General features: G+C 35.5%; 31 protein-coding genes and 1 pseudogene. 21 read left to right on the plus strand and 11 right to left on the minus strand.

The window, feature by feature from the left end; all coding sequences use genetic code 11:
* The first annotated feature begins 250 nt into the window (after positions 1-250).
* From ACRD64_RS09575 to ACRD64_RS09635, 13 genes are all read left to right on the plus strand, one after another.
* Complete coding sequence (locus ACRD64_RS09575; protein ID WP_430933099.1) at positions 251-679, plus strand: hemerythrin domain-containing protein; 429 nt, start codon at positions 251-253, stop codon at positions 677-679.
* A complete protein-coding gene (locus ACRD64_RS09580) occupies positions 672-1766 on the plus strand; it encodes a hybrid sensor histidine kinase/response regulator (protein WP_430933100.1) in 1095 nt (364 codons plus the stop codon). The genes ACRD64_RS09575 and ACRD64_RS09580 overlap by 8 nt, the downstream gene beginning before the upstream one ends.
* Before the next feature lie 398 nt (positions 1767-2164).
* Positions 2165-2617, plus strand: a complete 453-nt coding sequence (locus tag ACRD64_RS09585) for a type I restriction-modification system subunit M N-terminal domain-containing protein (RefSeq protein ID WP_430933101.1) — start codon at positions 2165-2167, stop codon at positions 2615-2617.
* Positions 2618-2628: 11 nt separating this feature from the next.
* Positions 2629-2946, plus strand: coding sequence for an N-6 DNA methylase (locus ACRD64_RS09590; RefSeq protein ID WP_430933102.1), 318 nt, complete (start codon positions 2629-2631; stop codon positions 2944-2946).
* A gap of 150 nt (positions 2947-3096) precedes the next feature.
* Positions 3097-3501: a type I restriction-modification system subunit M N-terminal domain-containing protein gene (locus ACRD64_RS09595; protein ID WP_430933103.1), complete on the plus strand. Its 405-nt coding sequence runs from the start codon at positions 3097-3099 to the stop codon at positions 3499-3501.
* The gene (locus tag ACRD64_RS09600; RefSeq protein ID WP_430933105.1) at positions 3431-3628 is read left to right on the plus strand and encodes a HipA N-terminal domain-containing protein; all 198 of its coding nucleotides are present in this window, start codon (positions 3431-3433) and stop codon (positions 3626-3628) included. Before ACRD64_RS09595 ends, ACRD64_RS09600 begins: the two co-directional genes overlap by 71 nt.
* 243 nt (positions 3629-3871) lie before the next feature.
* Positions 3872-4132 carry a hypothetical protein gene (locus ACRD64_RS09605; protein ID WP_430933106.1) on the plus strand — a complete coding sequence of 87 codons (261 nt, stop codon included), beginning with the start codon at positions 3872-3874 and terminating at the stop codon, positions 4130-4132.
* 1143 nt (positions 4133-5275) lie between these two features.
* Positions 5276-6748 (plus strand): glycoside hydrolase family 130 protein, encoded by a 1473-nt coding sequence (locus ACRD64_RS09610; RefSeq protein ID WP_430933107.1) that lies wholly within the window; start codon positions 5276-5278, stop codon positions 6746-6748.
* 251 nt (positions 6749-6999) lie between these two features.
* Positions 7000-7338, plus strand: a complete 339-nt coding sequence (locus tag ACRD64_RS09615; RefSeq protein ID WP_430933108.1) for a hypothetical protein — start codon at positions 7000-7002, stop codon at positions 7336-7338.
* Positions 7339-7354: 16 nt separating this feature from the next.
* Positions 7355-7630, plus strand: a complete 276-nt coding sequence (locus tag ACRD64_RS09620; protein ID WP_430933144.1) for a GNAT family N-acetyltransferase — start codon at positions 7355-7357, stop codon at positions 7628-7630.
* A gap of 760 nt (positions 7631-8390) precedes the next feature.
* Positions 8391-8600 carry a hypothetical protein gene (locus tag ACRD64_RS09625; RefSeq protein ID WP_430933109.1) on the plus strand — a complete coding sequence of 70 codons (210 nt, stop codon included), beginning with the start codon at positions 8391-8393 and terminating at the stop codon, positions 8598-8600.
* A 2-nt stretch (positions 8601-8602) separates the two neighbouring features.
* Positions 8603-8767, plus strand: coding sequence for an Hsp20/alpha crystallin family protein (locus ACRD64_RS09630; protein WP_430933146.1), 165 nt, complete (start codon positions 8603-8605; stop codon positions 8765-8767).
* Between the two features lie 182 nt (positions 8768-8949).
* Complete coding sequence (locus ACRD64_RS09635) at positions 8950-9936, plus strand: GTP pyrophosphokinase (protein WP_430933110.1); 987 nt, start codon at positions 8950-8952, stop codon at positions 9934-9936.
* Positions 9937-9963: 27 nt separating this feature from the next.
* On the opposite strand, the gene ACRD64_RS09640 is transcribed toward ACRD64_RS09635, so the two are convergent.
* The 11 genes from ACRD64_RS09640 to ACRD64_RS09690 form a co-directional block, all read right to left on the minus strand.
* The gene (locus tag ACRD64_RS09640) at positions 9964-10980 is read right to left on the minus strand and encodes a glycosyltransferase family 4 protein (RefSeq protein ID WP_430933111.1); all 1017 of its coding nucleotides are present in this window, start codon (positions 10978-10980) and stop codon (positions 9964-9966) included.
* 210 nt (positions 10981-11190) lie between these two features.
* A complete protein-coding gene (locus ACRD64_RS09645) occupies positions 11191-12117 on the minus strand; it encodes a glycoside hydrolase family 130 protein (RefSeq protein WP_430933112.1) in 927 nt (308 codons plus the stop codon).
* A gap of 6 nt (positions 12118-12123) precedes the next feature.
* Positions 12124-14412, minus strand: a complete 2289-nt coding sequence (locus tag ACRD64_RS09650; RefSeq protein ID WP_430933113.1) for a glycosyltransferase family 4 protein — start codon at positions 14410-14412, stop codon at positions 12124-12126.
* 214 nt (positions 14413-14626) lie between these two features.
* Entirely contained in the window at positions 14627-14749 is a 123-nt protein-coding gene (locus ACRD64_RS09655; protein ID WP_430933114.1) for a hypothetical protein, read from the minus strand.
* Between the two features lie 34 nt (positions 14750-14783).
* Entirely contained in the window at positions 14784-15728 is a 945-nt protein-coding gene (locus ACRD64_RS09660) for a transposase (protein ID WP_430933115.1), read from the minus strand.
* Between the two features lie 95 nt (positions 15729-15823).
* On the minus strand, positions 15824-16600 hold the full coding sequence (locus tag ACRD64_RS09665) for a sensor histidine kinase (protein WP_430933116.1): 777 nt from the start codon (positions 16598-16600) through the stop codon (positions 15824-15826).
* A gap of 159 nt (positions 16601-16759) precedes the next feature.
* Complete coding sequence (locus ACRD64_RS09670; protein ID WP_430933117.1) at positions 16760-17110, minus strand: cupin domain-containing protein; 351 nt, start codon at positions 17108-17110, stop codon at positions 16760-16762.
* A 739-nt stretch (positions 17111-17849) separates the two neighbouring features.
* On the minus strand, positions 17850-19325 hold the full coding sequence (locus ACRD64_RS09675; RefSeq protein ID WP_430933118.1) for a B12-binding domain-containing radical SAM protein: 1476 nt from the start codon (positions 19323-19325) through the stop codon (positions 17850-17852).
* Between the two features lie 91 nt (positions 19326-19416).
* Positions 19417-19953 carry a helix-turn-helix domain-containing protein gene (locus ACRD64_RS09680; RefSeq protein ID WP_430933119.1) on the minus strand — a complete coding sequence of 179 codons (537 nt, stop codon included), beginning with the start codon at positions 19951-19953 and terminating at the stop codon, positions 19417-19419.
* An 853-nt stretch (positions 19954-20806) separates the two neighbouring features.
* Positions 20807-21283: a Mu transposase domain-containing protein gene (locus ACRD64_RS09685; RefSeq protein WP_430933120.1), complete on the minus strand. Its 477-nt coding sequence runs from the start codon at positions 21281-21283 to the stop codon at positions 20807-20809.
* A gap of 166 nt (positions 21284-21449) precedes the next feature.
* Complete coding sequence (locus tag ACRD64_RS09690; RefSeq protein ID WP_430933121.1) at positions 21450-21905, minus strand: hypothetical protein; 456 nt, start codon at positions 21903-21905, stop codon at positions 21450-21452.
* Between ACRD64_RS09690 and ACRD64_RS09695 the strand changes: the two genes are divergently transcribed.
* The 8 genes and pseudogenes from ACRD64_RS09695 to ACRD64_RS09730 form a co-directional block, all read left to right on the plus strand.
* Positions 21889-22257: a hypothetical protein gene (locus ACRD64_RS09695; protein WP_430933122.1), complete on the plus strand. Its 369-nt coding sequence runs from the start codon at positions 21889-21891 to the stop codon at positions 22255-22257. The two genes, ACRD64_RS09690 and ACRD64_RS09695, sit on opposite strands and share 17 nt — an antisense overlap.
* 178 nt (positions 22258-22435) lie before the next feature.
* On the plus strand, positions 22436-22849 hold the full coding sequence (locus ACRD64_RS09700; protein WP_430933123.1) for an L-rhamnose/proton symporter RhaT: 414 nt from the start codon (positions 22436-22438) through the stop codon (positions 22847-22849).
* Entirely contained in the window at positions 22849-23454 is a 606-nt protein-coding gene (locus ACRD64_RS09705) for a hypothetical protein (RefSeq protein ID WP_430933124.1), read from the plus strand. The genes ACRD64_RS09700 and ACRD64_RS09705 overlap by 1 nt, the downstream gene beginning before the upstream one ends.
* Before the next feature lie 215 nt (positions 23455-23669).
* A complete protein-coding gene (locus ACRD64_RS09710; protein ID WP_430933125.1) occupies positions 23670-24005 on the plus strand; it encodes a hypothetical protein in 336 nt (111 codons plus the stop codon).
* Between the two features lie 9 nt (positions 24006-24014).
* On the plus strand, positions 24015-24614 hold the full coding sequence (locus ACRD64_RS09715; RefSeq protein WP_430933126.1) for a mandelate racemase/muconate lactonizing enzyme family protein: 600 nt from the start codon (positions 24015-24017) through the stop codon (positions 24612-24614).
* Between the two features lie 19 nt (positions 24615-24633).
* Positions 24634-24816, plus strand: a complete 183-nt coding sequence (locus ACRD64_RS09720; protein WP_430933127.1) for a hypothetical protein — start codon at positions 24634-24636, stop codon at positions 24814-24816.
* Positions 24817-24843: 27 nt separating this feature from the next.
* On the plus strand, positions 24844-24969 hold the full coding sequence (locus ACRD64_RS09725; protein WP_430933128.1) for a hypothetical protein: 126 nt from the start codon (positions 24844-24846) through the stop codon (positions 24967-24969).
* 12 nt (positions 24970-24981) lie between these two features.
* A pseudogene (locus ACRD64_RS09730) lies at positions 24982-26070 on the plus strand (aldehyde dehydrogenase family protein); the annotation flags it as partial.
* Positions 26071-26102: the final 32 nt, after the last annotated feature.

Here is a 26102-nt window from a genome sequence, read left to right on the forward strand (position 1 = left end):
AGTTTTCTGATGGACCAGGATACGGTAAGTTAGGTTTAACCATTCCCTTCGTATCTTAAAGCAAAGACGATGTGAATTAAAGGATTATTATTGGGTTTGTTTGTCATGCGAAGGGGTGTTGGTTTTTTAAGAGGCTACACAACATGCAGAAGACCAATAAGTTTAGTCTGGGATAAAAATTTGAAATAAAAATCTTAAAATTAACAACCTATCCTGTGTAAATCCCGTAAATGCTCCAAAATAAAAAGTTATGGAAGATGCATTGTTTTGGAAAGACGGATATTCGATAGGAATTGAGCAGATTGATATGGAGCATAAAATATTTTTGGATCTGATCAGAAATTTAAAAAATGAAATAGATGACGGTATTGATGACGACAGGTTATTAGATTTAATACTGGAGATTGAGAAGTATGCTGAATTTCATTTTATTAGCGAAGAAAACTTTATGAAAAAAATCAAATTTCCTCAATTTGAATATCATCGGGATTTGCATTATAACCTGTTGGAAAAACTAAATGTAGTGAAACATAGAAAAGTCAATCCAGGCGATTTTTTAAAGTTTGTAATCGAGTGGTTTATAACCCATACCTCCAAGGAGGATAAAGCATTGGAAATTTTTTGCACTAATAATAACATTAAGGCCGATTTTAAATTTGAATTGTTAAAGAATGGATAAAATATTGATCATTGACGATATAGAAGAGAACTTAGTAGTTGTCAATGAAATTCTTACAGAGCAAGGTTACCACACACAAGCAACAACCAGCGGTAGGGAAGGCATAGCATACAGCAATACTAATGATTTTGACTTGTTTTTAATAGATGTGAGAATGCCGGAGCTGGATGGTTTTGAGGTATGCCGTTTAATAAAACAAAAAGAAAGTAATGCCAACACTCCGGTTTTGTTCTTTGTGGCAAAAACTGATTATGAAAATATCCCTAGAGTATTTGAGCATGGTGGGGTTGACATTATTTCAAAACCTTTTCAGAAAAACGAATTATTGGCCAGGGTAAACACCCATTTCGAAATCCATAAACAAAAAAAGAAATTACATGAACTGAACGCAACAAAGGATAAATTCTTTTCGATCATTGCGCACGATTTGAGGAGTCCTTTTAATATGTTGCTTGGTTTTAATGAATTACTGATTAAAAATGTGCAAGCGTATTCACCTGAAACAATCAAGTCAATTGCACAAAATATGTTTGATGCATCAAAACAAACCTTTAACCTGTTGGAAAATTTGCTGGAGTGGTCACGCCTGCAAACCGGAAAGATAAATTCCGATCGTACTAAAATAAAACCGCTTGAATTAATCGATGAAGTAATATTACTGTGTGAGCCTATGGCCAAACAAAAAGGCATTGATTTAAATTGTCATGTTTATTGCGATGAATATATTTTTGCCGATCGTGAGATGATAAAAACAGTATTGAGAAATTTAGTTACCAATGCCTTGAAATTTACATATCCTTCTGGACATCTGCATATAGAAACTCGTAAAATAAAGGATAAAGTGCTTTTTGTAGTATCGGATTCTGGTATTGGGATTGAGCCTGAACATATCAACAAGCTTTTTAGCATTGATAGGAAATTTTCAAACAAAGGCACCGCTGAAGAAAATGGCACGGGTTTGGGACTAGTGCTGTGTAAAGAGTTTATGGAGATACATAAGGAAGATATCTGGGTAGAAAGTGAATTAGGAAAAGGGAGTGATTTTAAATTCACTTTACCATTATATAAAAATTTCAATGCCCATTAAGGGCTATGTGATATCGCTATTACGGTAAAACGGGCATTGGTAGGCCCGCAGAGCGGGATATACATAAATACCCATCGGTTTATGTCCTTATCGAATCGGTGTGGTACAATTTTGAAAATTAACCACTCGGATACCTAAAGCATCTCGGAAATCCATTATAGACTTCATCATGGGCTATTTCCTTGGGGGATGGTAAATCCTCCATTCTTAATGCTTGATAAAAGCAATCATTACTGACCTACTAAGTATTATTTCGTCTTATAATGTTGAACAGAATGGCAATAGATTTAAACGAGTAAGCATGCTGTCTGGGTCATTCATGCGCCTTAATACAAAAGCGTTAAAAAAAATCAGTAATCGAAGCGTTAAGAAATAATTTTTACGATAAGTGAGTGTATATGATGATTGCTTACATATTACCGAACGGAGCAAAAATCAATAAGAGTAAAAACGGTTTGAACCCGCCACTTGCATTAGAAATCCTGTTGCGCAATTCAACTACTTCACAACAAGGCGCTTCACTGAGCTGTATCAACTCACCAGAGCGGTGCTGTGTCTCGTTTCGGCAACTTCTTGTTTTATCGTATTTTAAATGCTCATTACACCTAGCTAAAATAGCCTGGATATTAAAAGGCCCAGTTGATGCATTGGATTTCAAAGTTTACATTTTTACTTTATTATTCTTCAAAAGGTTATCAAATGTATATGATGAAGAATACCAACAAGCACTTGAAGAGTCAGATGGCGATGCTGAATATGCATCTTGGCCTGAATTTCACCGCTTTGAAACACCGGAAGGGGCCATTGGAAAGATGTACGTGAAACACAATCAATGTTGTTTTAGCTATTGAACAAGCGTTACGTGGAATTGAACAAGCAAACCAGGAGCTGCTTTACGGTATTTTTGGAGATGCTCAATGGAGTAATAAAAATAAATTTTCTGGAGCCACACCATGTACAACAAATATACACTAGGTTCAATAAATACGAAGATGTAGAGAATCAGGTTAAGATAGCTAGTCTCGAAGACATCATAGAAAATGATTATAATTTGAATATTCCACTTTACGTAGAGAAAATAATTGAGGATAATCTTCCTTCGGGAGAAGACGCCATGACGGATTTGAAATCAGCATGGGATAAAAGTTTAAAAGCTGAAGAAAAGTTAAAAACATATTGAAAGATTCACTACAGATAGCGCAGATTAACACAGATAAGAATCTGAAAAAATCCGTGGTAAATAAAGCTATTGACAGTTTAATAATCAAAAGAATTCACCACAGATGACCAAATAAAAATCTGTGAGAATCTGTGGTGCAAAGTATAAACAATGACACAACAAGAACTTAAAAAATATCTCTGGGGAGCAGCAACAGCCTTACGTGGTACCATTGATGCCGGAGATTACAAGCAATATATTTTCCCTTTACTCTTCTTTAAACGCATATGCGATGTGTACGATGAAGAATTTGAAAAGGCTTTAGAAGAGAACGATGGCGATATGGAATATGCAGCTTTTGCTGAAAACCATCATTTTGTAGTGCCCGAAGAGGGGCATTGGAATAAGGTGCGCGAAACCACTACCAATGTAGGAATGGCCTTGCAAAATGCCATGCGCGAAATTGAAAAAGCAAACCCTGATACTTTGAACGGTATTTTTGGCGATGCCAGTTGGAACAACAAGGACCTCGGGTATTATCGAAGAGACCAAGATCGGATATCGTTTTTCATATGATGAAGAATATCTGAATAAAAAAGTGAGATGGCCTATTAGCAAGACTTTGCCTATTTTTAAACATCCATACTCATCCAGCACCATGTTTCCATTTTTTGATGATCTAATTCAGGAAGGTTGGATGTAGATGTAGCCAATTGGAAATTGAAGCCTATTGACTGAATGGGTTAATATTTAGCTTGTTGTAAAGATTGTATTGGAGCAGTTTCTGTTCTGCCAATAAAAGAACCTTATTATATATAACAAACATTTATATTGTTACCAGTCATTAGGAGAAGAAGATAAAGACTTTCATTCAAAATGCTCAAAAAATATTTTTGGAACAAGAGAAGCTCCTGTATTGGATTGCTCTTTAGGTCAAATGAACGAATTGGCGAAAAAGATAGTTCGAAGTCATGTTACTGTTCCTGGTGTTCAAGCTAAATTATCTTTTCATTTTGAAAATCAAAGAGGGCAAGAGAATAGTTTGACTTTGGCCGGTGTTTGGGGTAATATGATATTTAAACCACCCACTCAACAAATCGATCATTTACCCGAGAATGAAGATTTTACAATGCATTTAGCCAAATTGTTTAAGATGAATGTTGTACCAAACTCTTTAATCAGGCTAAAACCAGGAGAGTTGGCTTAATATTACTAAAAGAATAGATCGGATTTGGGAGCAGAAACTAGCAACTGAAACAGTATTAAGCCAGGCAGAAGCTTCGGCGGAATTTGGAGTTGATTTATTTACAGAAAATAATAGAACCTATTTTGAGAAGATACGTTTGAAACCTTATCATATTGATTTCGCCATTTTTTTTTCATGGTAATAATCAATGGGACTATAAGGCATACGAGTGAAGGACATCACCATGTTTACCAAGGAATAAAGACCATAAATTCAAGAAAGATAACACCAAACAAATGTATATGGCAATGCCATTTCAATACAACATATTGTAAAAAAGAACATGTTAATGTTGGTGGACGTTTGAAAAATATTATTGATCCATTCTACTTCGGAATAATACGACTTTTAAATGCTACAGGTAATTATACGGTAGCAAATATTATTTTTCTGGTCTTTCTAATTCCTTTATTTATATACTATTTTATCATATGTTCCATAGATATGCAAATTCAAACTCGTAAACTTAAAAAACATGATTGAGGGATTAAAATTGTTTGAATTAATGTATCACTGTTGTACTGATTTTATTATAAGCTTGGCGAATTTATTCAGTTTATCTTATTATGAGATAAATGCTATACTCTTTTGTGTTTTATATCCTTTATTGTTTATAGGATTAATAGTTTTATTTATTATTCAGAATTACCGTTTGAAAAAGTTAAAGGAGGCACGTTAATCCGCATGCTCTAATTGAAGGTTAGAAATTGGGCTAAAAGTAGCATTGGATGAATTGTTTAGTACTTATATTGATACAAATTTTTGTAACCGATCGCTCTGCTGCATCTTGCCCCAGCAACTTTTGCTCCCTAGTTTTGGGGCAAAAAGCAATGCGGATTACATAAATAAAATTTGGAAAGCTATACCGGGAGCAAAAAGAATAGGGTTTGAGCGTTCATTACTTTTGTTTTAACCAAGGAATAGCCCCAGCAAAATTTTACTGGATATTCCGGAGTAAGCGTATCAGTTTTAGCATGCTGTTTAACAGTCTAACGGTTTGAACTGTACCAATGGTTAGTACCTTAGCTGTCACAAAAAATTACACGTAATAACCGCATTTGTTCAAATTTAATCAGTACCTTTTATCATTAAAGAATACGCCCAATGAAGGTATCTGTAAACAGAAAAAATATCACTTTTAGTCCTGACCCCTGTCGAGTAATTGCACGTTTTATGTTTTCAAGTGAAGAACGGGCTATGAATATCATTCGTTTTGTACTCGATATGAATGAGAAAGATGTTTCATTTGCTTTGCAGCAGACATTAAGGGATTATTCGATGCGACATCGAAACATTTCTAAAATATTCGAGAAACATTTTAACAGAGTCTCTCACATATTAAGGTATATGCAAATAGAGCCGGATACAATTGCTTTTTCCACTAAAATCTTAATTGGATCTTATTTTACAATGGAGTATTCCATTGAATCAGCTGCTTTTTTTAATCCTTCTATGGTAGATCATCCTGACCAAACGGAAATAGGGCATGATCAAAAAAGAGTGATCATAAGCTTTAGAGCTACAGGTGAAGGGCATATTTCATCTATAGTTTTTAGAACAGGGGTACTGAGTAAGGGCGACCATATTACGCTTGAACCAATTGGTAATATGTTAGAGGAGGCGGAATACATTTGGAGGTACACCTATGACAAGAAGACTTTTGCGCGTAAAATTGAAGAAATGCAAGATTTTCATAGTATTATCCCTCCTGAATTAATTTTGGATAAGTTGAATGATCAATTTACCTACGGAGAATTGCATAAATGTATTAAGGAAACAAGGACATCGGTACATTTGGAAAAAGATAAGGAATACCTTTATAATCAGATAATTTGGTTAGCATCATCTCATTATGAACTTCAGTTTTCGCTGGATACGAATATCTCGGAAAGAGTTATATTTCCAGTATCAGCCAACGAAAAAAATGGTATTGAAGATGCACGATTTGTTAAATTTAAAGATGAGGATAATAAAGTAACCTACTACGCCACCTATACAGCCTATGACGGAACTACCATTCTGCCTAAACTGCTGGCAACAGAAGATTTTTATCATTTTAAGGTAAGTCCGCTGCACGGCGATATCGCTAAAAATAAAGGTATGGCATTGTTCCCTCGAAAAGTGAATGGAAAATATGCCATGCTTTGCAGGATAGATGGCGTTAATAATTACATTGCTTTTTCGGATAGTATTACCATATGGAGAGAGGCAAAAATATTGCAACAACCTAAATACTCCTGGGAACTTATTCAAATGGGTAACTGCGGCTCTCCAATTGAAACGGAGGATGGATGGTTGGTAATAACGCATGGTGTTGGGCCAATGCGTGAATATGTTTTAGGTGCGGCATTGTACGATTTAAATAATCCTGAAATTGAAATAGGAAGATCTAAAACACCACTTTTGATACCAAATTCCGAGGAAAGAGAAGGTTATGTACCTAATGTGGTATACTCTTGCGGTTCAATGGTGCATAATGATCAATTAATTATACCGTATGCCATGTCAGACTATTCCTCTACGTATGCAACAGTAAACCTGAAAGAACTTCTTAATGAATTAAAAAATTCCGTATAACTCTAATGCCAAAAATAAATGGAGTGCTTATAACCAGCATCGTAGGAGCCACAATTATTCATGCATCTTGCGGGGTAAAGAAAGCAGGAGAATTAAAAAAATGAGTAATCACCCCAACTTTAAATGGTATAATATATCCATGCTATAGTTATGGGCAACCAGAAAAATACGAATAGCTTTGTTACAGAAATGTTTCAATATGAATGATTGCTTAGACAGAAAATATCAAAATTGACAAAAAAGTATGCGATATGGTGATTAGCATAAGGAACTTTGAACAACAAGACTATGACCGTTGCGAAGAATTGGTAAATGAAGCATGGCACTTTGATAAAATTATTGCAGATAAGAACTTGAGCAAAACAGCGTTACGGATGTATACAAAAGGTGGACTATGCTCTGGCAATATGAATCTTGTAGCTGTGTACCAAGGTAGGGTTGTTGGTTTTCTATTTGGGCTAAATCATTTAGCTAAAACAAAGCCCCGAGGAAGAATCAGGCTCGCGTTAGATGCAATCTTTTCTTTTAATTTTAAGAAAATGGATAAGGTTGAAAGAAATAAATTTATAAAAACACTGACTAATTCATAACAAAAATAGAACTATAATAGAGCCAAGCAAAGCAAGCGAAATCTGCTTATTTGTGGTATCTCAAGATTTACGTGGTAAAAATATTGGCACTAAATTATGGGAAAAGTTTAGAGATTTTTGTATTGCAACTGGTGTTAAGAGAATTCGAGTAGAAACCAATAAACTTGGTGCAAGTAGCTATTATGAAAAACAAGGTTTTACACTAGTAAGCGATTTTGATTCAACCTTACATGAGTTAGCCACTCCAGGAGGACAGGCATGTATGTATGAATATTTTTGCAACACAACTTAAAGACAAACACAAAAGAAAGAATAATGGTAGCACACAACACTTAGCCTCCAATAAAGCGTTTCTTGCATACGCTTTAGATTGGAGGGTTTGTTGAACTAAACAATCTCTCGAAAAACAGATGATAAAATTATTAATTTTTATATAGTGGTTTCAATCGCTTTTTTTGAGCGAAAATAGCTGTAAGGTGCTGTTCCTTATTTTTTGTACGGTGCAAATAAATCGAGCTTTTTTTTAAGTCAAAAAAAATGAATCAGTTGCAAGTTACGAAGAAATATCTATCAACTAAGTTTAATTTAATTGTGAAATTGAAACCCTTTCTATATAAAAAGGAATATAAAGTAAGGTCATTTTGTAGTGATGTACTATTTTTACCCTAAGCTCCCGCAATGCGGGTTTAGTTCAACATGCTATATATTCCATCTTCTTTGCCGCAGGCGAAACACAAAAAACACGTAACATATAGCCATACGTAATGTTTAGTCGTTCTCTTAAGGTATATTAAAACACATTAAAAGTGTGAATTATATAACTTATTAACAGTTATATGTAATGTGCTAGCGCATAAATAGCCTTAACTTTATAGTATGAAAACTTTATTATATATCATATCCATGTTACTATTTGTTATCTGGGGAATAATTTATTTTGGTTTTGATACCTCTGCAAATGTGAATATTCTGCCAGTAGTAGCGGGGATTGTTATACTTGTAACAATAGTTTTTAATAAGAAATTATAATATTGACTTTCAAACCAGAATCCATGTATCCAAAATTAAAAAATGCCACCTTATATCCGGGCTGGACTGATGATTTTTTCACAGCTCCGTTATGGCCGGATAATAAATGTAGTGTAGGAGTTTCCTCGCCAGCTGTTAATGTTAAAGAAGATGAAAATAAGTTTGATATTGAAGTTGCCACGCCAGGTTTGGAAAAAAAGACATTGAGATTGAACTTAACCACAAAATTCTGACTATTTCGTCGGAAAAGATGGATAAGAAAGAAGATAATACTGAAAAAATAAAAATAACCAGAAGAGAATTTTGCTATACTTATTTTGGTGAATTTTTTACTTTGCCAAACAGCACAAAAGAAGATGGGATTAAAGCTTCCTATAAAAATGATATAGTAAATATTTAGTATCCCTAAAAAAGAGCAAGCAAAGGATAAGGGCCTAAACGAATAGCAATAGGATAAGAAAAGTTCCTGAATAAGGAACTTTTTGCTACATTAATAGCTCGTAGATAATTATTTATGAATAAGAAAATTTTATGTAAGCTGAAAGGTCTAGAATTTCTTATTGTGATTGCAAATACCAAAATATGAATGTTTTAGAAGATAAAATTATTGAGTTTAAAGAGCAATATGAAGCTAAAAATGAATATTACCAATCGGCATTAAAATTTCTAATAGATCAAATAGGCTCCATTGAAGGAGTTGAGTCCGTTTCAGGAAGAGTAAAGGATTACCAAGAATGTATCACCAAATTTGAAAGAAAATACTTACCCAATATCAGTTCGGATAATACGACATACAAAATATTAGACTATTTGTCTGATTTTATAGGTATAAGAGTAATTTGTTATTATCTGGAAGATGTAGATAAAATAAGAAAAGGGCTACACAAAATATTTCACGAGGTAGATATTACCGATAAAACCTTGCTGCTTGAAAGAACTGAGGATAAATTTGGTTATAAAAGTCTTCATCTGGATTTAAAGTTAAAAAAGAATGGGAGCAGAGTTTCAGATAAGGGCAAATACTATAAAATACAGTTTGAATTACAGATACGAACCATTATTCAGGATGCCTGGAGTATTTTAGATCATAAAATAAAATACAAAAAGAGTATACCACATAGCCTTAAAAGAAGGATTAACCGACTTTCGGCATTGTTTGAAATTGCTGATGATGAATTCCTTCATATAAAAGAAGAAATAGCCCTGGAAGAAAATAGAATTAATCAGCGTATTCAGCAAGGGGCAGATGTAGAGATAAATAAGCCCTTGGATGTGTTTAGTTTTTTGTTTATTGCTTTAAAATATTTTCCCGACTATAAATTTGTTGAATTTAAGGTAGATGGATTTGTTCAGGAATTGCTTGGTGTGTACAAGTATATGACTGAGAGTGAGTTGAATGATGCGTTGGTCAAGTATTTATCTAAAACGGATTTAATTGCTGAGAAAGAAAAAAGGGGCTTAAATCCTTATAACATAATCAGGTATTGTTTATATTTAAGCAATGTTAAATTATTTCATCATATTCTATCTGATTATCAAAAACAGATAGTGCATAATTTAGATGTATAGCATCAGTTTGATATCAATATTGGATTATCAATTATTTCCATGGAGTATTTTACGATACACCTTTAAGTAGCCTTCTGTCATTTTTTGTCGGCTAAACATAGATGTTACCCATTTTGTACATTCATTTCTGTTGATATGTTGAATGTGACTTATGGCTTCAATGGCTTGATCTATGTTTGAAACAAGAAAACCTGTTTTTTCATGAAGGATTAGTTCGGGCATAGAGCCTTTATTGAAAGCTATAACGGGCGTACCGCAAGCCATAGCTTCTACCACGCTCAAGCCAAATGGTTCTTGAAAACTAATGGGGTGTAAAAGGGCACATGCCTGGCTTAACAGCTTCAGGCGTTGCTTTGGGCCGGAATTGCCCACATACACTATATCTTCATCATTGATATATGGTTTTACTTTTTGGTTAAAGTATTCTTGATCTTGTATAAAACCGGATATGACAAGTTTTCTTTTGGTTTTTTTCGCAATTTCAATGGCTTCGTAAGTACCTTTATCACGATGAATCCTTCCAAAAAACAGCAAGTAATCATCAGGCTCGCCGCTGAATATAAATTCGTTAATGTTTATCCCATTGTAAACGGTGGCCTCGTAATTAAGATCTGGGTTACGATTAGAATCGCTAATGGAAACATAATGACTGGTGCTATTATATTTCTTAAAAACCGGAATGATTTTTGGCGAGGAAAAACCATGAATTGTTGTAACTATGGGTGTTTTAATCAGGCGCGAATAGCTTAATGGTAAGAAATCGTAATTATTGTGAATAATATCAAATTGATTTGCTTGTTCCATTAATTGACTAATGTGCAAACACTCCGCTACTTTAGGGTCTATAGTAGTATCTTCGGCATATGCATGTTCGCAAACCGATGACAATTTGCCCTTTGTGTTAGAATCTCCTGTAGCAAATAAGGTTACATCCATACCTTTATCAACGAGTCCTTCTGTAATATTTGAAGCGACCTGTTCCCAAGGCCCATATTTTAACGGAGGTGTCCGCCATGCTATAGGTGCAAGTATTGCGATTTTCATCTGTTTGTATTTTAATTTTTATGGCCAGGCGGCACTACCCAAAGATAATCATCTTCCCGTGTGCGAAAACTTTTACCATGGTCGTTTCTTGTGTTTTAAATTAGTATTCCCTAGGAAATTAAACTGAAGGTTTCGCGATTTCCCTTCGTTCAACAAGTGATAGGTGCAAAGTATAATGTCTAATGATCTTATTGTTCACTTTACTCTGATTTATATGGCAGGCCTGCTGTTCTGTACACAATGATCAACCAAAGATTCAATATTAGCCGTTCCTACGCACATTACCGTGTCGGCACCTCCCCAGTAAATTTTCACGCTTCCATCATCTTCAGGTATTGCTCCACAACAGAATACTACATTATGCACATAACCTACCAACTCGTACTGTTCTTCAGGTTGCAAAATCCATTCATCACCAACGGCAATGATTTTGGATGGATCCCCTAAATCATGTAATGCAGCACCTAAGCGGTATACGCTTCCGTCCATGGTAGGAAAAACTCCATGATAGATATTTAACCAACCTCGAGGCGTTTTTATGGGCGTTGCTCCGGGACCTATTTTCATTTCATCCCAATGATATTGCACGGGCTTCATTATAAGTTTCGATTCGCCCCAGAATTTTAAATCGGGAGAATAGGATATCCAAATAGACCAAGGTGATATTTCTGAATGTGGACGATCCAGTCTGGCGTAAAGGCCGTTAATTTTCTCTGGAAATATCACCACATTTCGATAATCAGCTTCGGTTATAAACGTAAACCTTTCAACAGTTTCAAAATCTTTTGTTTTTGCCAATCCTATGCGCACGCCATGTTTTGAATATGCACTGTAGGTAATCAAGTATTCGTTATCCATTAAAACAATTCTCGGATCCTCAATGCCATAGGCTTCATACTCTTTATGCTCACCCTGAGCTGAAGGTTCCATAAAGGGTGCATCTTCTACCTTAAAACAATACCCATCTGTGCTGGTGGCTTTTCCCAAAATACTTCTTCCGTTGAGCTTGTGGGATCGAAATATCATAATATACAATCCCAGGTGCTTTACTACAGCAGCATTATGCACTGTTGCCACTGGATATGGGACATCATCCTTAGTAAGAATGGGGTTGTTTTTATATCGTTCAATTACCATGATTATTTATAATTCGGAATCTGTAGTTTCAAATAACTTGTTTTGGACGTAAGAAATAGATTCGTCATGTTTATGTAACTCTTCATGAGCTTGTAAAACCGTTAAGTGAGAAATGAGATACGCCAATGAACTTTCAGCACCCTGGTTGCGATTAACTCCATAACTTTCAAATCCATCGCAACAGCCATTGGTTTCAAAATCATATAAACTCATTCTAAGGTCATTTTCTCCTAAAAACCATAAAAATGAAGTATATAGGTTTTTAATGTATTCTTTATTTTTAGTAACTAAGAACGCCTGATGATACATTAAGACCATGGCCATTGCATCAACGGGTTGCTGTGCATAAACGGAACGTTGCTCATCTTTTTTATACCATTTTTCGTTACCTATAACAGACAGGTAGTTATCTTTAAGGGTATGTGACGTCAAAAAATCAATGCTATTAATGGCTACCTTTAATACGCTATCGTCATTTAAAAATTTAGAAGCATGTAAAAGTGATAAAGGCAAAATTCCATTATCATATGCAAGTAACGACTCGAACCAATGCCAATTTTTTGAATCATTTTGTTCGTAGTGCGTAATGAGCTTGTGCGTCATCGTTCTAAGCCTTTCGGTCATAGAATCATCGCCAGGGCTTGTTTTAAGGTAATAGCACAATCCAATGATAGTATTTGCTATGCTTCGGATAGATGTTAATTTGTTGAAATGAGGGATGGCATTATAAAATATTTCCCGTCCTGTTTGGTAATAGGCGTCATTGGGCGCATTGGCCATCAGATAACCCAATGCCCAAATGGTGCGTCCAAATGAATCCTCAGAACCTACTTCGTCTAAATAATTTCGATTGAAACTTAAAAAGTTTTTGAAAGTTCCATCGTTGTTTTGCATGTAATGAATATAGCTTATATAAATAGGGGATAATTCCAGGGCACGTTCATCCTTTATTTGGCGATAACACATTAACACCATTAACAAAGCCCGTGCATTATCATCTAAACAATAACCTTCTTTTAGGTTTGGGATACCAAATTTTGCGTGTTGTATTATTCCGGTATCATCCGTTAATCGATTAATATGAGCAAGAGAAAAGGGTGGCATAATTAGCAGGTCTAATATGGTATCCTTTTTTTTAATTTCGTTTGCACCTTGTTCAGCTACTTTTTCTAAAAGAACAATGTATTTTAAACCTGTTAAAGGCCATGTAATACTTTCTCCATACTCCAGCGCCTTTCTTTTAAGCTTGTTGAGTTTGGCAGGATGGTCAAGAAGATCTTTTATTATGACAGATAAATCTTCCGAGTCGTTGAAATCAAAGAGCTTGCCTCTGCCATTGGCCAATAATTCTTCGGCATGCCAATAGGGGGTTGAAACAACAGCCGATCCAACACCTACAGCATAGGAAAGCGTTCCGCTGGTAATCTGGGCTTTGTTTGTATAAGGTGTTATATAAATATCGGCCGCAGATAAGTATTTAAAAAGATCTTTAACATCTAAAAAATCATTTAAAAACACCACATGTTTTTCTAAATGAAGACTTTTAATAAGACGCATTAAATATATGCGATATTCTTCGCCGGAATACCTGAATACATTAGGGTGGGTTTTTCCCAAAATCATGTAAACAACATCTGGATGCTTTTCAATTATAGCAGATAACGCCTTTATAACTGTTTCAATACCTTTGTTACGCCCCACAAAACCAAAGGTCATCAGCATTTTTTTATTTTCGAGTTTTAACTCCTTTTTTGATTGCTTTGCGTTATATTTTATATCGGGTACGCCATGATCTATAAATTCAATTTTCTCTGCAGGAACATCGTAAATATGGATTAAAAATTCGATAGCTTTATGGCTCATTACCACAATTTTTTGAGCCATCTTACATATGGCGGCTAAAATCGCTCTTTCATTATAACTTGGCGTTTTTAAAATGGTATGGAGTGTAACAACCAAAGGAATTTCCAATCGATGTAATAAGGGTAGTATGTATACTCCACTTTGTCCCCCAAATATACCGAATTCATGTTCTAGCACACAAGCATCAGCACCACTATGATTGATGAATTTTGCAGCTTGTAAATAATCCTCCTGACGTTCTTGCCTAATGATCTGTTTAACCTCATCGGGGTATTTGTAGGTGTTTGTAAAATCGTTCATGGCCACTACAAATCCTTCGTTTGATAATTCAGGTTTTATACTATTGTTTACAACCGAATTAAACAGGTCGTGAGTAAATGCACCAATACCACATTCGCGCGGTGGGTAGGTGCCTATAAATGCAATTTTCATATCTTTTAAAAAATTAGTATCATAACACAAGCGTCATGTTTGTTAAATATGGAGTCTGTGGGGCTGAATCTATGTAGTTGTCCTTCTGAGTTATAGTGTTTCTCAGTGGTTTTTTTAGCGTAAAAACAAATACCCAGGTAGTTATAATGGCAACAGGCATGGTTAATGATTTACTTAGCCATGACTGTTGCAGTTAATAGTGCTATTATTACAATTACAGCACCTCGCTTTTTTTCATTTTTTCTGCACGTTTAGCTTCCTTGGCAGCGCGTTTCTGCTTTAGGTTTTTTTGAGGAGCCTTTTTGCTGTTTTTTTTACCTTCTCTATCTTTTGACATAATGTATGTATTAATTATTAATTCGAATCAAGGGTTAAAAAGCATAGTTTAGAAATGCGGCAGATAATTTACCAAAGGCATGTACTATAAGGCCTTTGGTAGACCTGACCTTACTGGCCCGCTGGATATCCGTTTTCTCAATAAGCCAAGAGAACATGGCTTCAATAGGCTGTCTAACCCTGGAAACAGCAGTTGAAAACAAATCATCTGCAGCTTTGATTCTTTGTTTAATAATATCGGGCATACCTTTTACTGCCTTTACGGGCGTGAGCATTTCTGAATTAAAACTTATTTTCATTTGTTCGTTAAATTCGTGATTCATATAAATTTTGTCACCAAAGAAAGTCCGGTCATAAATCTCTGACCAAGCTTCTTTATAGACACTAATGTCGTTTACCGACGCAGGGGTATAGAGTATTTGTTCCGGGAACGGCAAAGTCCCTTCCCTTCTGAACCCCAACATGTGCAACTTCATACCATAATAGTACATCCCTTTTGTAGAGCAATACCCTTTGTCGGTTATTTCCCTGGCTACTTTCCCGTTGCGCTTGCCCGAACATGTAATGATAGGCATGGAATCAAGCAAGTTTTGATCGATAATACAATCGGACGGCTGAAAATCCCTAACCAGCAGCTCCGACAGCCTTGTAAACGCCCCATCCAACCGGTTTAACCGGTTGTTGAATGCCTGATAGGAACCAAGCTTGGGAAACCAATCCAACAGGTAATCCACAGCAAACTTATGGATGTGCTTTGTTTTTGTATACCCCTGATATTGGATTCCGAAAAGGTATATTGTCATTACCTCCTGGTCGGTAAACTCTGGTTTGTTGTTATTACTGAAACGTTCACAGTAATATTGCAATTCTTGAAAATAGTCACAGACTAAATCGTATATTCTTATTAAATTGTGGTCCTTATCCTTGAGAATCATATCTAAAAGTCGCTTCGAAAACAACTCTAAGATACTGATTTTCAAGGATTTAAACAAATTAAAGATGCTGGTTTTCAGACTTTTAGGTTACTTTTTTTACTTCAATTTCAACCCTTGATTGGCATTATTAAAGTATATATTTAATGTGGGGATAAGGGTAGGGTGAATTTTATTTCACTACCTTGGTTCATATGAGTGGCTATCCCCATTTTTCCCATATGAAGGCCGATAAACTCTTTGCAAAGCATTAGACCAAACCCGGTGCCTGCCTCTCCATTGGTGCCCAGCGACGATATACTGTTTTTGGAGCTAGATAAGGTGTTGACTAGTTTTTCATCGATACCAACTCCATAGTCTTTTATGGTAACCTCTAGGAATCCATGTTCCCTTTTTGACATTATATCAATATCCCCATGTTCAAAAGAATATTTGATGGCATTGTTCATCAGGTTACGCAGTATGCTTTTTACCATGTTTTTATCAGCATAAATCTTGTCTGCTTCAGAAACGGTTGAGATTATACCAACATGTTTTTGCGAGGCAAATAATTTAACGTTCTTAATTTCGTTGGCTAAAATCTCATTAAAAACAAAATATTCAGGTTGATACGACTTACTAATGTTTTTAGAATTAGCCCATTCAAGAAGGTTGTCAAGCATAAAAAATGTATTGTCAGCAGCTTGTAAAGAGAAAGTAATGTATTGCTTAATTGTGCTTTTATCCAGATCCAAGACTTCTTCTTTTAAAAGACTCAAAAAGCTAATAATGGTGCTCATTTGATTTTTTAAATCATGACCAATTATTGCTAAAAGCTTTTTATTCCCGGCTATCAGTTCGTTCTGTTTTTGCTGATGGTTTTTTTTAAGCTGGAATACTTTTGAATTTTCAGATGCTGCTATGGTATTCTTCTCTTTCATGCATTTAAAATTTATCTTTCAATGGCCACAAAGGACTTCGAAGAAAATTCAATAATCCCAGATGTTCCTAATATGCTAAAACTCATGTTTGTATTAGGCAATCACCATTTAAGCACTATACGATTTAATCATTCTGTCATATTGGATGCGTCTTCTTTTTCAAATAGAAACGGATTCATAACCGCTTTTAATTACAGTTGAAATCATTTTAAACCTTTCTTTCGCTTTAATATTATTAGAGGTATGGGCAGGAATTATTATACCCTCACCCGTATTAAGCCTATTTGACTTTTTGTCGATAATAATCTCTGCAGTACCTTCGATAATTTGAATAAACGTATCAAACGGAGATGTTTTTTCGGCCAATGCTTCGCCAGTATCAATAGCAACCACATTTACATTTCCGGTTGTTCTTCGGAGTATTGTTTTGCTCACGACTGAATTTGAAATATATTCAATCATTTCAATTAAAATGTGAGATTTCGCTTTTTCGATTTCAGGAGTATGCATAGGTACCTATTTTGTATTAAAGGTATCTCATTATAAAGGCTAATGTATTATACAATTGAATGTTTAATTTACATCATTCACACATTTTTGAAACAGAGATATTTATTGGGTAGAAGAGCAAGTTTAAATCAAAGCGTTAACCCACATTGCGTAGATCCGCCCTCGAAAACAAAAAAATCTGTTGATAACCTATGTATTTATCAACAGATTTCGCCAACGCATTTTCTATTGCGTTGAAATTCAATAGATTTATTTTTTTGTGTTTTAGTGTTTTGAAATGTAGACCTACCTGGTATGTTATAAAACATGTATTTTTTAAATATTTTTTGTGATCTTATAAATCAATCAAAATATTTACCGTTAACAGCTTAATATTCAACAAAAAAGAAAGCATGAAATAGAAAAACAAAAATCCGTAGTCCTACCTGTCGAAACTTTGAAAATTGATTTGACTAAAATACAAATACTTACGAGCCTTACCCTGCAAAAAGGGTTAAGAAATAATTTTTGCGATAAGTGAGTGTAATGTTAAGCTTGCTTAGGTATTACCAAACGGAGCAAAAATCAATAGAAGTAAAAGCTGTTTGAACGCAGTGGGCCTGCCTGGCCGGCAGGCAGGTTCTTTTCTTATGGCGAAGAGCACGGATTGTTAACTTTTTCATGTCAGCGGCGGTGCAAATTGTTTTTCGTCTGCAGCTAAGGCAATTGGAGCGTGCTTTTGTCGGTCATCATTGATAAATTATAGTCCATAAACGATTCGAAAGTGATAGCCATAAACTGCAAATGTAATTGCTTCTATGAATAGTTTAGGTCTTTTAACTAAAGTCCATACCAACAGCTTCCAATACTCCATTCTTCCCTTATTAACTATACCAATAACATAAACAGATTTAAGGAAAGCGCCAAAAAGGGAAAAATTGATTTCTTTTTGTTTGTTATAACTGTGCTTATAGTTTAAAAATAATTGCCTTACTCTTTGGTAATAGGGTTTAGATGCATAAATGGAATGAATAATTTTTTTATACCCCAACATTAATTCATCGTAGTCCATCTTTGGTATAAAATTCATTGATGAATCGGTATTGTTTCCTGTTGATTCTTTTGTTAATCTGTTTTCTGCGCACAGACGTTGATACAGAAGTGTGTTTTTAGGGGCATTTAATAAACCGACCATTGCGGAAACAATACCACTTTTTTGAATGAAGTCAATTTGTCGCTGAAAGATACTGGGGGTATCACTGTCGAATCCAACAATAAAACCTCCGGAAACCTGTAATCCTGCTTTTTGTATTTCTTGAACTGATTTAAGTAGGTCTCTATTTTCATTTTGAACCTTATTACAATGATTAAGCGATACTTCATCAAGAGTTTCTATACCAATGAATGTAGATGTAAAACCAGTTTCAGCCATAAGGGCTAACATTTCTTTATCGTCAGCTAAATTAATGGAGCTTTGAATATTAAAAACAAATGGATATTTGTGACTGCGCATCCACTGTTTTAGCTTAGGCAGGTAGGCTGACTTTATCTCTTTTTTATTGCCAATAAAATTATCATCAACAATAGAGACAGACCCGCGCCAGTTAAGCTTGTATAGAGCGTTGAGTTCCTCAATGAATTGATTTGGGGATTTCATTCTAACCTTATGTCCCAAAAGAGTTGTTATTTCACAAAAATCACATGAAAAAGGACAGCCTCTTGAAATTTGCACGTTCATGAAGGCGTATTTCTTCATGTCTAATAAATGATAATCTGGAATTGGCGTCATATCAAGGTTTGCATACATATCGGTTTTGTATACTCGTTTAGCTTTCCCCGCGGATAAATCGGTCATAAAAATAGGTAAAGTAATTTCAGCCTCATTCAGAACGAAATAATCTATTTGCGGATAATTTTTGTATTCCTGGGTAAAAAGGGGGCCGCCAGCAACCATTGGTGTATTTAGGTTTTCACATTTGTTAATTACCTTATTAACCGATTCTTTTTGGATGTACATGGCACTAATAAAAACATAATCTGCCCACAGTATATATTCATCTTTTAGCAAAGTTACGTTCATATCAATAAGCTTTTTCTGCCATGATTGAGGTAGTAAAGCTGAAACTGTAATCAATCCTAAGGGAGGAACAGCTGCTTTCTTTGAAATAAACTTGAGTGCATGTTTAAAACTCCAGAAGGAATCAGGATATTGGGGGTAAAGTAATAATATTTTCATGATGACTATCTGTTACTTAACTATATCTGGGTATAGCTTAAAAGTTGATAGCAAAGTTCGTGACATACCGCTTAAATACTGTTATATTATTCTATAAAATATTTACATCATTCACATCTTCAAGCGTGTCACGTCTTTTGTTTTTCATTATTTTGAAGCGAGATGGAGTGAGACCTGTTATTTTTTTAAATTGATTTGACAAGTGTGCCACACTACTATAGTGCATTTTATAAGCTATTTCGGTAAGGTTAAGTTCGTTATAAACAATGAGTTCTTTCACTTTTTCAATTTTATGAGTCAGGTAAAATTTTTCAATAGTTATTCCCTTAACTTCCGAGAATAGGTTAGCTAAATAAGTATAGTTGTGATTAAGCCTTTTACTTAAATAATCAGATAAGTTTACTTTTATTTGATCATCAGTATAATGTACTAATTCAATAATAGTATTTTTTATTTTTTCAACCAGAATGCTTTTTTTATCATCCATCACAAGGAGCCCGGATTTTCTCAACGCTTTATCTAATTGTTTAATTTGTTCCCGCGATAATTCACCAATAATATTCGCCTCTCCAATTTTTACATCAACATATTGAAGACCTAGTTTTTCAAGCTCCGATTTTACTACCATCTGGCAGCGAATACAAACCATATTTTTAATGTAAATCTTCAACCCGTTATAGCTTTAACACATATTTCAAATGACTTATTTAAAGATACGACATAAACTACATATTTTGAAGAAATACCTATATTTATATATCCTGTAGATTACTATGTTAGAGATGTTATATTTTCTTTTTATGGCTTAAACTTCCCATCGCTGCCAACAAATCAAATGATAGCTGATGAACTGTCAATTACTAGGGTTAAGGTAAATCAAATTTTATTTTCAATATACTATGAGGGGGATGTTTTAAGAGAGAAACCTTTTCAAATTCAAAACTTTGTACATGAAATTGCTATTTGTAATTCCATTTGATGAAACTGCAAATAGCCCCAATAATAAATATATGGCTGATATCGATGGTAAAACATCGGCAGTAAGGTTGATTTTGCCTTTTACACCATGAGTAGGAGAAATAATAAATTTTGATTTTATTGAGGAAAGTATAGGTTTTAATCGTGGTCAGTTCCACGATGCAATTTTTAATAATACAGGTGGTATTCAGGAGATTGCAATTGTAACCTGTCCTTGTAAAAACGAGTATCAAAGATGGAAAAACTCAAGATAGAATACGAGCTAGATGAGCTAAGAAGAAAAAGGTGGAGAAATATGCAAGCTTCTTGATTAGTTAAATTTCCCTTTCGGAGATATTTTTTGCAATAAAACATCTATGATAAATACAAAATAGGCTACGTTGTCTCCGGCTCATTGCAGGAAATTATTTTTGACTGGTATGTAAATAGTGGTTGCTGGGGTAGCTGTGGCGTGCAGAAAGTATTGAACCGCTTCTTTAATTACGACCTTAAATTAGATGGCATTATTGGAAAAAAACAGTTAAAGCGATTAATTCTTGTCCTATAGCAGCCTTCTTCTCAAAATAGGCAGGACTCCATTCTGTATATGCCTTGTGCGTGCTACTCAGATGATCTTTATTGATAATGTATATACCCATCGCAGGATTGCGTTGATGGGATGCTATTCGTTCATGATTATATAAGACCTCCGCAGTTGATTTTGTATAATGAATCTGGGTTGATTTTGCGATATATCGATAAGGCACATTGTAATAGTTCTTATCAGGTGAGAAATACGCATAACCCATTTTTTGCACCTTGGCTCTGCGATAATCTTTAAGTTCGTAACCCGATGACGGAAGCGGTTTTAAGTAGCTTCGCTCAACTGATTGGAAGAGTTCCTTTCTGCTTGCGCCTTTGCGTGTGAGAAGGCGATTATTGTAATCGAGAAGCAATTTTTTAATTTCCTGATTGAGCTCGTCCAGCGAAAAGAAAGTCATCTCCCTTAAGGGAATAATAAATGCGTTGATAGGCTAATTGGACAGCATTTTCGACCAATGCCTTGTCTTGGTGCATAGCTTCGGGTAGTGGTAATAAAGCAGTTGTAATGGCGCGCAAAGTCTTTAAATGACCTATTGATGTCTAGTTCGTATTTAATGGCTGTGGTTACTGCCGATTTTGAGTTTGTCCGATACAATGGCCTTGGGAACGCCGCCATAATACGCCAGGGCATAACCTGCTTGTTATCATATTTTTCCATTTTTGACTATATGAGGTTTCAATGTAGGTGTATTGACTGTTTGGTAAAATCGCAACAAATACCTCTGCCGGGATTGGTTCTCCGGTCTCTTTATCGGTAATATGTAGCTTCTTCCCTGCATAATCAATAAAGACCTCATAGCCTGCTATATGCTCTATCTTCATCGAGCCCTTTGTCTTTGGGTGCTTATGGTTATAATGCTCCATAAACTGGGTATAACCATAAAGCTTTTTTGACTCATGCCGATACGCATTGTAATGAAACAGAAAGGTAAAGCCCGGGTGGTTACGAGCTTTATTTACCTTCTCGAAATAGAGCATTACTTCATCGTAACGTGCATTTTTTATGGTAGTGTTGGCCAAATTGGTAGTTACTGAAGAAAACTCAACAGATAGTAAGGAGCTTTTAGATGTATTCTTAGGTATAAGTGATGAAGGACGTGACAGTCTAATAATCGAAGCCACAACACGTACCGCACTTCGCAAGGGAGATTGGTTAATGATACCTGCATACAAAGGGAAAGCACTCAATAAACATGTTAATATTGAGGTAGGGAATAGCCCTGAACCATTGCTATACAATTTAAAAGAGGATATCGCTCAACAATACAATCTGGCTAGCGAAAATCCTGAGAAACTTAAAGAGCTAATGGATGCTTTTATCGAATTAAGAGGGGCAGATTACACTAAAACACAAAAGCTTGAGTTGAAATAAAACTCAATTAAATAAAATCAATGGAGGCACTTGTATGAATTTGTACAGGTGCCTAATTTTTTTTGATCATTTTTAATTCTAACTAATGTGGGGTAAAATAATGTAAGTACTAGGTAAAATCAGCAAATTAATTCAGTGATACATGTCATTTCCTTGTATTAATCAAAAGTATATAAGCATGGAATTTGAATTTTTACCTTTAGCATTGGTATTATTTGCGACCCTTTTTCAGGGCTCATTCGGTCTTGGAATGAAGTTTATGGCATCACTTAAGTGGGAAGCCTGGTGGTTAGTCCACTCGTTGTTTGCAATGATTATATTGCCAACAGCATGGGCATTAATAGTAGTGCCTGACCTATTTTGTAGCATTGCTCAGGCTCCTGTTGATATTAAAATCATGGCCATGATATTTGGAGCAGTGTGGGGTATAGGAGGTATCATGTTTGGTAAAAGTGCTCCATATATTGGCATGTCATTAACCTATGGTATTGTGCTAGGCTTATGTGCTGCAGCAGGTAGTCTTATACCATATTTTATGAAAGATGATCCTAATGCGGCTGCTCTCCGTATGTATTGGGAGGCGTTATTGTAATGGTAATAGGTGTAGCTTTAACTGCTTATGCAGGTATCTTACGCGACAAACAAAGCAACGAACAAGAAGGTAAAAAGATAAATCTTAAAGCAGGTCTTATAATTGCTGTTTTGAGTGGGTTCTTTTCGGCTTTTCCGGGAATTGGTTTTGATGCAGGTTTTGCAGAAGGTAGTGGTATTGGATATTATGCACAGGAAGCCGGAGCAACAGCACGCAATAGTAGCTTAGCAATTTGGGTGGTTGTTCTGTGGGGCGCATTTATTTTAAATGCCATGTATGCTATCTTTTTATTGTTTAAACACAAAAGTTGGAATTCATTTAAAAAGTCAAAATCGGGCAAAGCATACATGTGGTCTATTGTAGCTGCTCTATGTTGGTTTGGTGCCCTGGGTGTATACGAACAGGGAGCTACTCTAATGGGTAATATGGGCTCGGCAATAGGCTGGCCAATTCTTATGGGTGGAGGCTTGATTGTTAGTAATGTTTGGGCTTACTTCAATAAAGAGTGGACAGGTGCTACAAAACCGTTTGGCTGGTTAATGTTTGGCGTAGTCGTCATTTGTATAGGAATGATCATAATTGGATATTCTAACACGGTTGGCTAGTTAAATAAGTGATGAACTTGCTACTGGAAAAAATGAAAATAAAATATTTAGAGATCTTTGTATTAAATGATAAGTTGGATAAGCCATTTTATTTTTCTCAATGGTCATATAGTGAGCGAAAAATATCTTTGGTGAAGTTAACCACTGACGAAGGTATAGTAGGATAGGGAGAAGGATACGGGCCAGCTGATGTTCTGGCCGCTGGCGTAAAGTTATTGTCGCAATATGTAATAGGTATGAATCCATTAGATAATGAGACTATTGGGGATGTAATGTATCGCCGTTCTTTGGATTATGCTCGCCGAGGTATATTGGTAGCCGCCACAAGTGCTATTGATATGGCTGTGTGGGATGCTAAAGGAAAGATTTTAAATGTGCCGGTACATCAATTGCTGGGAGGTAAAAAACGAGACATAATCACGCCTTATGCAACAGGTTTATATTTCAGAGAAGAAAAAAATTTAACTCAGGCTTTGGCATATGAAGTTATTGAGTACAAAGAATTAGGATATAAGGCTGTTGAGATGAAGGTAGGCATGACCATTGAATAGGATATTGAGATGGTACGTGAGGTAAGGAAAGCAATTGGTGATGATATGGAACTGATGGTAGATTCTAATCATGCTTATAATTTGCGCGAAGCCATAAAACTTTCAAAGTCCATTGAGGAGTATGATATCGGCTGGTTTGAGCCACCTGTTTCTCCGGAGTTTTATAATCAATATGCAGAATTACGAAATGCCATAATAATTCCAATAGCCGGAGGAGAATGTGAATATTTAAGATGTGGATTTCATCCCCTGCTTCGAACAAATGCTGTGGACATAGCGCAGCCTGATATTGCTGCTTGTAGCGGATTAACAGAGGTGAAAAAGATTTCAGCTCTAACTTCAACCTATGGCAAAGAAATAGTGCATCACAGCTGGGGAACATACATTGCTATTTCGGCTGCCATGCATTTTATTAGTAACTTGGATAATGTGCCTGGCCGTATGTTCAATTCAAATTTCTGGATGGAACATGATCGAACAGATAATGAGCTTAGAGATAAGGTAACCATTCCTGATTTTGAGGTTAAGAATGGAGAAATCAAGGTTTCGGATAAACCCGGTTTAGGGGTTGGTATTGATGAAGATGCACTTAAGAGATTTTGTAAGTAAATATTAAAAATTTTATCATATGAATTTCGGTTATAAAAAAATGTATATTGGTGGTAAATTAGTTGATGCCATCTCAGGAGTCCAAAAGGATATCATTAATCCTGCACTTGAGGAAGCTGTTGGTTCCATTGCTTATGCCCAAAAAGAAGACGCTGAATTGGCTTTAATTGAAGCCCAGAAGGGTTTTAAGGTATGGTCATAGATGCCACTTAAAGAACGTACCGAACGGATGATGAAACTTCGCGCCGAAATATTGAAACGTGAAGATGAACTGAGAAATGCCGTGGTATATGAAATGGGTAAAACCTATGAAGTCGCTGCTGAAGATGTGGGATTACTGGCTGATGGATTATAATTTTACCCGCAAGCCATGAAAAATATGCACGATGAAATTATTCCTGATTCGGAAAATACACATCATCACCAAATAGTAAATTTACCTGTGGGTGTTGCAGTAGCTTATTTAGCCTGGAATTTTCCTTTACTAAATGTAGGCTATAAAATTGGGCCTGCATTAGCAGCAGGTTGTTCTATTGTTATTAAGCCTTCTGAATTATCGCCTATTTCAGCCTATTTGGTTGGTGAAATTGCTGAAAGTATCAATTTCCCGGCAGGTGTTATAAATGTAATTAGCGGGCCGGTAAGCGAGGTTGCCACTACCATGACCAAAAGTCCGATACCTAAAGTGCTCACCATGATTGGTTCGTCTGCTTCTGGTAAACGAGTTATTGCAGATTCGGCTACAACCGTTAAACATGTTAGCCTTGAGCTTGGAGGTAATGCGCCATTTATTGTGCATAAGGATGCTGATTTAGAATTGGCCGCAACATTGGGAGTCGCCTTAAAATATGGAAATTCAGGTCAGATATGTGTATCCCCTAATCGTTTTCTAGTTCATGAAGAGGTTTATGATACTTTTTTAAATACCTTTAAAGAGAAAACCAAGGCACTTAAAATAGGTTTTGGTATTGAAGAAAAGCCAGATATGGGACCATTGGTGACCAAACATGATCAGGAACGGGTATTGAAAATGGTGGCCGATGATGTGGCATCTGGAGTAGATTTGGTAATGGGCGGTAAAGTTCCTGAAGGCTTTGATAAAGGTTTTTACGTTGAGCCAACCATACTTTCTGGTATTAAATGCGATAGCCGTTGTTTTCGTGAAGAAATTTTCGGACCTGTTGCTGCTATGATGAAGTACGTTACAGTAGAAGAAGCGATTGAATTAGGTAATGATACCGAATATGGTTTAGCATCCTATTTATTTTCTAATGATCAATCAGTCATTCGAAAAGTATCAGAAGAACTCATGTTTGGTGAGGTGCAGGTGAATGGTGTTAAGTATGCCATCTATCTTCCCCATGGCGGTATAAAAGAAAGTGGAATTGGGCACGATTGCTCATACCTGGCACTTAATGATTACCTGGTTAAGAAACGTATTTCAACAGCATTGTAAAAAAAAGATTTAAGTATCAAGATACAAGAATT

The organism is Saccharicrinis sp. 156, assembly GCF_050589685.1.
Classification (GTDB): Bacteria; Bacteroidota; Bacteroidia; order Bacteroidales; family Marinilabiliaceae; genus Saccharicrinis.

Bases quoted from the DNA above. Each gene is read 5' to 3' on its own strand.
- ACRD64_RS09680 (WP_430933119.1), bottom strand. From the start codon at position 19,953: ATGGTAGTAAAATCGGAGCTTGAAAAACTAGGTCTTCAATATGTTGAT.
- ACRD64_RS09665 (WP_430933116.1), bottom strand. From the start codon at position 16,600: ATGAAAGAGAAGAATACCATAGCAGCATCTGAAAATTCAAAAGTATTC.
- ACRD64_RS09640 (WP_430933111.1), bottom strand. From the start codon at position 10,980: ATGAAAATCGCAATACTTGCACCTATAGCATGGCGGACACCTCCGTTA.
- ACRD64_RS09610 (WP_430933107.1), top strand. From the start codon at position 5,276: ATGAAGGTATCTGTAAACAGAAAAAATATCACTTTTAGTCCTGACCCC.
- ACRD64_RS09580 (WP_430933100.1), top strand. From the start codon at position 672: ATGGATAAAATATTGATCATTGACGATATAGAAGAGAACTTAGTAGTT.
- ACRD64_RS09615 (WP_430933108.1), top strand. From the start codon at position 7,000: ATGGTGATTAGCATAAGGAACTTTGAACAACAAGACTATGACCGTTGC.
- ACRD64_RS09625 (WP_430933109.1), top strand. From the start codon at position 8,391: ATGTATCCAAAATTAAAAAATGCCACCTTATATCCGGGCTGGACTGAT.
- ACRD64_RS09635 (WP_430933110.1), top strand. From the start codon at position 8,950: ATGAATGTTTTAGAAGATAAAATTATTGAGTTTAAAGAGCAATATGAA.
- ACRD64_RS09650 (WP_430933113.1), bottom strand. From the start codon at position 14,412: ATGAAAATTGCATTTATAGGCACCTACCCACCGCGCGAATGTGGTATT.
- ACRD64_RS09655 (WP_430933114.1), bottom strand. From the start codon at position 14,749: ATGTCAAAAGATAGAGAAGGTAAAAAAAACAGCAAAAAGGCTCCTCAA.
- ACRD64_RS09585 (WP_430933101.1), top strand. From the start codon at position 2,165: ATGATGATTGCTTACATATTACCGAACGGAGCAAAAATCAATAAGAGT.
- ACRD64_RS09670 (WP_430933117.1), bottom strand. From the start codon at position 17,110: ATGCATACTCCTGAAATCGAAAAAGCGAAATCTCACATTTTAATTGAA.
- ACRD64_RS09695 (WP_430933122.1), top strand. From the start codon at position 21,889: ATGGTAGTGTTGGCCAAATTGGTAGTTACTGAAGAAAACTCAACAGAT.
- ACRD64_RS09645 (WP_430933112.1), bottom strand. From the start codon at position 12,117: ATGGTAATTGAACGATATAAAAACAACCCCATTCTTACTAAGGATGAT.
- ACRD64_RS09600 (WP_430933105.1), top strand. From the start codon at position 3,431: ATGCCAGTTGGAACAACAAGGACCTCGGGTATTATCGAAGAGACCAAG.
- ACRD64_RS09725 (WP_430933128.1), top strand. From the start codon at position 24,844: ATGATGAAACTTCGCGCCGAAATATTGAAACGTGAAGATGAACTGAGA.
- ACRD64_RS09675 (WP_430933118.1), bottom strand. From the start codon at position 19,325: ATGAAAATATTATTACTTTACCCCCAATATCCTGATTCCTTCTGGAGT.
- ACRD64_RS09595 (WP_430933103.1), top strand. From the start codon at position 3,097: ATGACACAACAAGAACTTAAAAAATATCTCTGGGGAGCAGCAACAGCC.
- ACRD64_RS09700 (WP_430933123.1), top strand. From the start codon at position 22,436: ATGGAATTTGAATTTTTACCTTTAGCATTGGTATTATTTGCGACCCTT.
- ACRD64_RS09705 (WP_430933124.1), top strand. From the start codon at position 22,849: ATGGTAATAGGTGTAGCTTTAACTGCTTATGCAGGTATCTTACGCGAC.
- ACRD64_RS09685 (WP_430933120.1), bottom strand. From the start codon at position 21,283: ATGACTTTCTTTTCGCTGGACGAGCTCAATCAGGAAATTAAAAAATTG.
- ACRD64_RS09575 (WP_430933099.1), top strand. From the start codon at position 251: ATGGAAGATGCATTGTTTTGGAAAGACGGATATTCGATAGGAATTGAG.
- ACRD64_RS09720 (WP_430933127.1), top strand. From the start codon at position 24,634: ATGAATTTCGGTTATAAAAAAATGTATATTGGTGGTAAATTAGTTGAT.
- ACRD64_RS09715 (WP_430933126.1), top strand. From the start codon at position 24,015: ATGGTACGTGAGGTAAGGAAAGCAATTGGTGATGATATGGAACTGATG.